Annotated in this window: 6 protein-coding genes; 1 reads left to right on the forward strand and 5 read right to left on the reverse strand. The window is 41.9% G+C overall.

Annotation, left to right across the window (positions count from 1 at the left end; genetic code table 11):
* Window positions 1–66: 66 nt before the first annotated feature.
* The gene (gene codB, locus FTO70_RS15400) at window positions 67–1,341 is read right to left on the reverse strand and encodes a cytosine permease (protein WP_255336649.1); all 1,275 of its coding nucleotides are present in this window, start codon (window positions 1,339–1,341) and stop codon (window positions 67–69) included.
* 218 nt (window positions 1,342–1,559) lie between these two features.
* Between codB and FTO70_RS15405 the strand changes: the two genes are divergently transcribed.
* Window positions 1,560–1,853, forward strand: coding sequence for a hypothetical protein (locus tag FTO70_RS15405; protein ID WP_255336650.1), 294 nt, complete (start codon window positions 1,560–1,562; stop codon window positions 1,851–1,853).
* A gap of 143 nt (window positions 1,854–1,996) precedes the next feature.
* On the opposite strand, the gene cas3 is transcribed toward FTO70_RS15405, so the two are convergent.
* From cas3 to FTO70_RS15425, 4 genes are read right to left on the reverse strand one after another with little or no spacing between them, the layout of a single operon-like run.
* Window positions 1,997–4,216: a CRISPR-associated helicase Cas3' gene (gene cas3 / locus FTO70_RS15410; protein WP_255336651.1), complete on the reverse strand. Its 2,220-nt coding sequence runs from the start codon at window positions 4,214–4,216 to the stop codon at window positions 1,997–1,999.
* A gap of 21 nt (window positions 4,217–4,237) precedes the next feature.
* Window positions 4,238–4,861 carry a type I-B CRISPR-associated protein Cas5b gene (cas5b, locus tag FTO70_RS15415; RefSeq protein WP_255336652.1) on the reverse strand — a complete coding sequence of 208 codons (624 nt, stop codon included), beginning with the start codon at window positions 4,859–4,861 and terminating at the stop codon, window positions 4,238–4,240.
* Window position 4,862: 1 nt separating this feature from the next.
* Complete coding sequence (cas7i, locus tag FTO70_RS15420; RefSeq protein ID WP_255336653.1) at window positions 4,863–5,840, reverse strand: type I-B CRISPR-associated protein Cas7/Cst2/DevR; 978 nt, start codon at window positions 5,838–5,840, stop codon at window positions 4,863–4,865.
* A 27-nt stretch (window positions 5,841–5,867) separates the two neighbouring features.
* Complete coding sequence (locus tag FTO70_RS15425) at window positions 5,868–6,032, reverse strand: hypothetical protein (RefSeq protein ID WP_255336654.1); 165 nt, start codon at window positions 6,030–6,032, stop codon at window positions 5,868–5,870.
* Window positions 6,033–6,225: the final 193 nt, after the last annotated feature.

Below are 6,225 nucleotides of genomic sequence, written 5' to 3' on the forward strand. Positions count from 1 at the left end.
TTTTAATCCTTGTTTTAGTGGATTTTGCCCGTGGACCGGATCCCCTCTGTTATTTCCTGGTTGATGTTACTGTCGTCTGGACACTTTTTTGTTGCAGCGGAGCTTGAGATAACCTTTCCAGAACCATTCAGCGATCAGGTAGACGGCCATGGAGCAGAGGATGCTGTTTACGGCAGTGATGCCGGGCAGCAGCCTTGCAGCCAGTACACCGGAGATCCAGGCCGCAACGGCGGTCCCTCTGAGTTTGCTGAACCGGTGCACATCCAGCGTGGCGTAGCTGCGTTTACGGAGCAGGAAGTAATCGGCAATGATCACTCCCCCGATGGACGGCAGCATGGTATTGAGCAGACTAAGAAAACCAACAAAGTTGTTGTAGAGATACATGGCACTGACAGTACCCACCAGTCCGTTGAACAACACCATATATTTCTTGGGCAGGCGGGTAATGTTGGAGAAGCCCAATCCCGAGGCGTACAGGGCATTGTCGTTTGTGGTCCATATATTCATTCCCAGCACGAGCATGGCAGGGATGATCATCCCTTGCCTGAGCATCACATCAGAGATGTCACTTTGCTTATAAAGTGCAGCACCCACGGCACCGAAGAGGAACATGAGGCTATTTCCCACGAAAAAAGCGATGACGGTGGTCGATACGGAGATGGACGGCTTTTTTGCAAAGCGGGTAAAGTCAGGGGTAAGGGTCCCGCCACTGATAAATGAAGCCACACAAATCCCAATGGCGGTGGTCATGGCCATGGGGTTATCGGGAGTAAGGGCAAAGAGCCCTTCCAGCCCCCCGGCAGCCTCCACCCCCCTGGCCACGGAGGCACTCCCCAGCAAAGCTATAGACGGCACAGCAATAAAGCTAAGGGCGGTGAGGGCCCGGATCCCAAACCAGGCGGTAAATGTCATAAGCAGTCCGGCCGCCCCTATGAGCATATAGATATTGTCGCCGGTAACCCTCTGTACCGGCAGGGCAAACATGGCCACTCCCACACCGAACCATCCCACCTGTGTGATACTCAAAAGGAAAGAAGGCAGGTATGACCCTATCTCCCCAAAAGAGTATCGAGTGAGCAGGTGAGTGGACAGCCCCGTACGTCCGGCAATATAAGCCAGCAGACCGGTATATACTCCCAGTATCAGGTTCCCTGCCAGTACGGCGACGATAAAGTCCCGGACGGTAAGGCCCATTCCCAGTGTCCCTCCCGACCACATACTGGCGGAAAAGAAGGTGAAACCCAGCATCACCACCAGCATGGACCAGAAAGGTTTCTTGTGGGAAGGGGCTACATGTTCCAGGGAGAAATCGGTGTCAGGAGTAGAATTTTGTTTCGTCATGTTTTTCCATTTTGCTTTTGTGTTTCAATCCTTGTTTTAGTGAATCATGCAATAGTTTCTATATAGATTTTTAAATTGAGGAATACACAGTTTTTATCTATAGTTCTATTCGGCAAATATCTGATAAATAGCAAAACAACCTGAGAACAAAAACATGTTGAATAACTTTTTATATTTTCTCGACATCACATGCCATACTATTGAAAGGGGTTCATACTGTGACAACGAGACGTATTACTAAAATCGGTGTGTTATCACTTGGAAAAACCTTTGGAGCGATTTACGCAATAATGGGCTTTATATTCGGAGCTATAATGACTCTCATGTCCCTGGGAATGGGTTCTTTGATGGGAAACGAGGGAGCGTTAGCAGGCCTGCTGTTCGGGGTCGGAGCCATCATAACAGTACCCATCTTCTACGGAATTTTAGGTTTCATTGGCGGTATAATCACAGCGTTGATATATAATGTAGCAGCCGGATTCATTGGTGGCCTGGAAATAGAAGTGGAATAAACCAATAAAGTTTAAATCCCTGTTTTTACGGACCTTACCCGCGAATAGCTTTGCTTGGAGATTTAAGGGAACCTTTTACCCTTGTTTCAATCCTTGCTTTAGTGGATCTTGCTCGCGAATAACGTAAGGCCTCAAGATTTATTCTAGTTAAAAATACCTAAAAGAGACTCCCCTGAATCCAATAAGAGACCTAGTTCAGAACTGTAATCAACACTCGCAAATATCATATCGGAATCAATTTCTATCTGGTTGTTATGGATTAGTTTTTTGTATTGACCGATACTTATCGAAACAACATATTTCATAGCTTCAAAATATCTTTTATTTTCAATTTCCTCGAGATATTCGAGTTTAAACTGGGTTGGAACAACTTCAACAGATTGATACAGGTTATAAAACTCTTCCTGATTTTCTTTTTCATTCATGAAAGGAAAAATTTTGCTATGAAACTTTGGAAAGGTTTTTTTAACCATCTCTAAAGAAGCCAGATCAGAACCCTGATATCCATTTGAATAAACTTCGTCTACAAGTTTTTGAATTCTGCTTTCTCCTAGAATACTCTCTTTACTTAACAGTTCAAGACTCTTAGAGACTAACTCCTGGTTTTTGTAAACATATGTGTCTTTTTCAGACCCTTGTTCAAAAACATACACAGGCTTGATTATTTTTGCTTCCCATCCTTTTCGGTTAATCCTTCCAAACCGCTGGACGAGGGCATCGATAGGAGCTGGCTCAGAGAAGAGTACATCATAATCAATATCAAGAGAAACCTCAATTGCCTGTGTGCCAACTAGAAGGTTCAGATTCTTTAACTTGGCCTCAATTTCTTCTCTGTCTCTGAGGATAAATCTTCCATGAATTAATCCCGAATTATCTACTTCTTGAGATAGCAGTTTATATACATTCTGAGCCTGAGCTACGGTGTTACAAACGACAAGCACCTTTCTGTTATCATCGATTTCTTTTTGAATAAGATCCAAATTGTCTAAGATGCCCCCTTTAAGAACATAAACCCTGTGTCTTGTAAACTCATTCAGTTCAAGTTCTGTAAAAGAGATTTCTGTTGTTATTCCCAGTTCCTGCTTGAACATTTCTTTAAGAAAAGAAGGGAGAGTGGCGGACATAATCAAAAAATTGGCTTGATAACCTTTCAAGATTTTCAATGTTTCAAGGATGAGAGCAGTTGTATGAGAATCATAAGCGTGAATTTCGTCCATTATGAAAAGAGCATTGGACATTTCTGCAAGATTCTGTTCAAAACCTCGAATTCCAAACATTGATTTAAGAATCTGATGGGGAGTCGCTATTTTATAAGGTCTATAAATTTTATCAGTGAGGTTTTTTACTTGTTTTGCTTTTTTAGTTGCAATCAGGTAATCTTCTTCATCCTCAAAGCTTCGGTACAGATAGTACATAGCTTTTCCATGTTGGATACCAGTCAATTCAGAGTCTTTAAAGTCCCTTTGAAGTCGTTTATACATTGCATTTATACTGGCAGTGTAGGGAAGCAGGTAAAAGACCCTTTTATACTTGCCAGGATTCTGATTTGCATGACTCCAGAACAATGAAGCTTCTGTTTTCCCACTTCCAGTAGGTGCTATTAAAAAGGCATCACCTTTTGTTTCGGATGCTTGACTCTGCGTTTTTCTCAGTTCGGAAAAGTTATATACAGCTCTCATGTCTTCAATTCCACATAACAAGCCGTATTTGCCCCCCGATGCAAGGTGATCGCAGGCTGTTAAAAATCCTTTTAGGAATATCCCATACTTACCATGTAAACTTGTTAATTCATCATTTTCAAGCTGGTTTTTATAAGGTAGTACGGCACTTTTATAAGAATCAACCATTTCCTCTATTGACCCTATTTCTCTAAATTTATTTAATTCAAAACCCAGATACTTTTTGCTGATTTCTGGAATTTTTCGTTGAATCTCCTTTAATTCTTCAAAGTTAGGAGTTAGTTCCTGTAGCTTTTCAAAATACCGTTTTTTGCCAACAGGACTTGGGTAAGTCTGATACATTTCCCGTAAATAAGACAAATCTTTGTGATGTGTAATTATTGCCATGGCAATGGCTTCTTTAGAGAAGTCTTCGTACTCAAGCCCAGAAACAAAACCTGCAGAGAGAATTTCATGTCTGTACTTCCAGTTCTCCTTTCCAGAAAGAGCTTTTTGAAATCCTGATGCGGCTTTCCCAAAGTCATGGAAAAAAATAGAGTAGAAGAGATGATCCCAGAAGTCCGGAACTCCGCAGACCTGGGGAACTTCAGGGTACGCATCTTTTATGCTTTTGAAGACCATAAGGGCTTTTTCTGTATGTTCCAGCAGAGTTTCATCAGGATCTTTTTTTGCAAGAATTACCATACTTCTTCCCTACTTTACCAATCAATTCTCGTGAAGCCAGACTGCCCAATTCATTTCCGGATCAAATAAACACTTTTCAGGATAGGTGAAGAACTCGTCCATCAGAAGATATGGTTTTACCCCTACAGCTTTTCGGGGAATGGTATCAGTAAAGTGACTTGGAAGTGCCTGCACAAGACCATATGCACCTTTAATTCCAAAAGGAAGGATAGTTTTACCCAACCTCTTTCCAGCCTCTTCTTCAAGATTCAGTCCCTTTGTTTCTGAAACTTTTGCCAGATCTCCAGATCTTCCAAAAAGAAGGGGATAATGAGGTTTACGGAAATATTCCTCAAAATCGGGCTTGTCAAGATATAGGTAAAGTTTGGGATTATACAGGAACTCTCTTTTCACGACATTTGATTTTGCAGAAAGTCCTGGACTTAATTCGTAGATTGTTTCAAGGTCTACAGCTTTACTTTCAAATTCAAATACGTAACCAATATTTACATCATCAGGAGTAGTTAACTCTCCTCTTGCTGCTGAAATCAACCCATACACAGTACTTACAGGAGGAACTGGAAGAGTGGGCTGGAATCCGCTTATAAAGCTAGGATACCTGAAAGATGCGGTCCAGCCCTCAATTTTGACCCTTAAGACTTTCATCTTACCTCATCAGCCCGGGAATCGTTTGCACAAAAGAATCAACTATTTCGTTTATAGAGCCATAGATTACTTTCCGACTGTTGCCTGCATATTTTTCAGTTAGAGCTTTAAGTGCAGGATCGAGCTCTTCCATGAAACCTTTACGTCTTCCGATATAGATATCAGTCAACAGGATATCAGAATAATCAGAAATCACGTCTTCAAGAGCTTCCATGTCTACAAGGGCTTCCCCATTTTCTTCTCTGACAAGATTCATAAATAGGTGATTCCCACCGTCTATCCCTGCGAGTATGAGAAGTTTTGGGGAGACATCAGTGAGGTGGGACGTTTGTTTTGCACCGCCTGTAAGATATGGAAGAGCTTTTAACACATCTTTTGCTCTCCCTATTCTGACTTCGGCAGGCATTACCCACTTACTTTCGATCTTTTCAGCCCCATTTTTTTCTGCAATTGCTTCGAGTTCAGAATACATATTTTTATATCCTGTTTTCTCGCTCTTGTAAAATACACCGATATTGTCCAGGTCAAGGGAAAAGATTCCTTTCAAAACCGTGGAATAAAATTCGTGCTCATAAGGAACGGGGTCACCTTCATGGCGTGCCATCACTCCGAAATCTTCTGTAGGAACTTGGCCTGCAACAGAAACAAGAGGAGAATTCTTCAGAACTGATAGCCTTGTGACAGTGCCACCGTCTGCTTTTTTGAGAGCTCTCATATATCCGAACACATCATCATCATCGTATTCAACAGGATTAGCACTTGTAAATGCTATTTTCTTCTCGCGCTCTATAGGGGAGATTTTCCAATTGAATTTTTCTTCCAGAGTAGAGCGCCACCAGTACCTGAGAGCCTGACCCGAAACATAGGGGTACACTTTCCTTCCTTTTCTGATCGCCTTCACTCTGACAACATTTTCTGTCCTTTCACTGCTGTCATTTCCTGCATTGTTAAGTGCTGAATGAGGAGCATCGATAAGCATGAAACCATTTACTGTACGTGTCACAATTTATTCCTCCATAGAGATTTCCGTTTCTTCATCCTCGTTAACAAGTTGAGATTTCAAAGCATCCTGTTCAACCAGCCAGTTGTGCAGGTTTTCGTAAATTCTGAAAAGTAAAAGGTCCTGAGTCTCTTTCCAGCCTATATTCCCTTCAGGGAAGAGGTCTTCCATAAACTCTTCAAGGGTAAATATAGAGCCTTGAGAACCTCTTTTAATTCTGTCTTTTTCGATCAGCCTAAGTACAGTACTTCGCTAAAAATCTCTCCTCCATGTCTCCTCTCCATTCATTTACCTCAAACACTCCACCATTAACCTGACCTTTAACTTTCTTCTCAGCCATTCCTCAATGAGAAGTATAAACATA

This window comes from Methanosarcina sp. KYL-1 (genome assembly GCF_024372725.1).
Lineage (GTDB): Archaea > Halobacteriota > Methanosarcinia > Methanosarcinales > Methanosarcinaceae > Methanosarcina.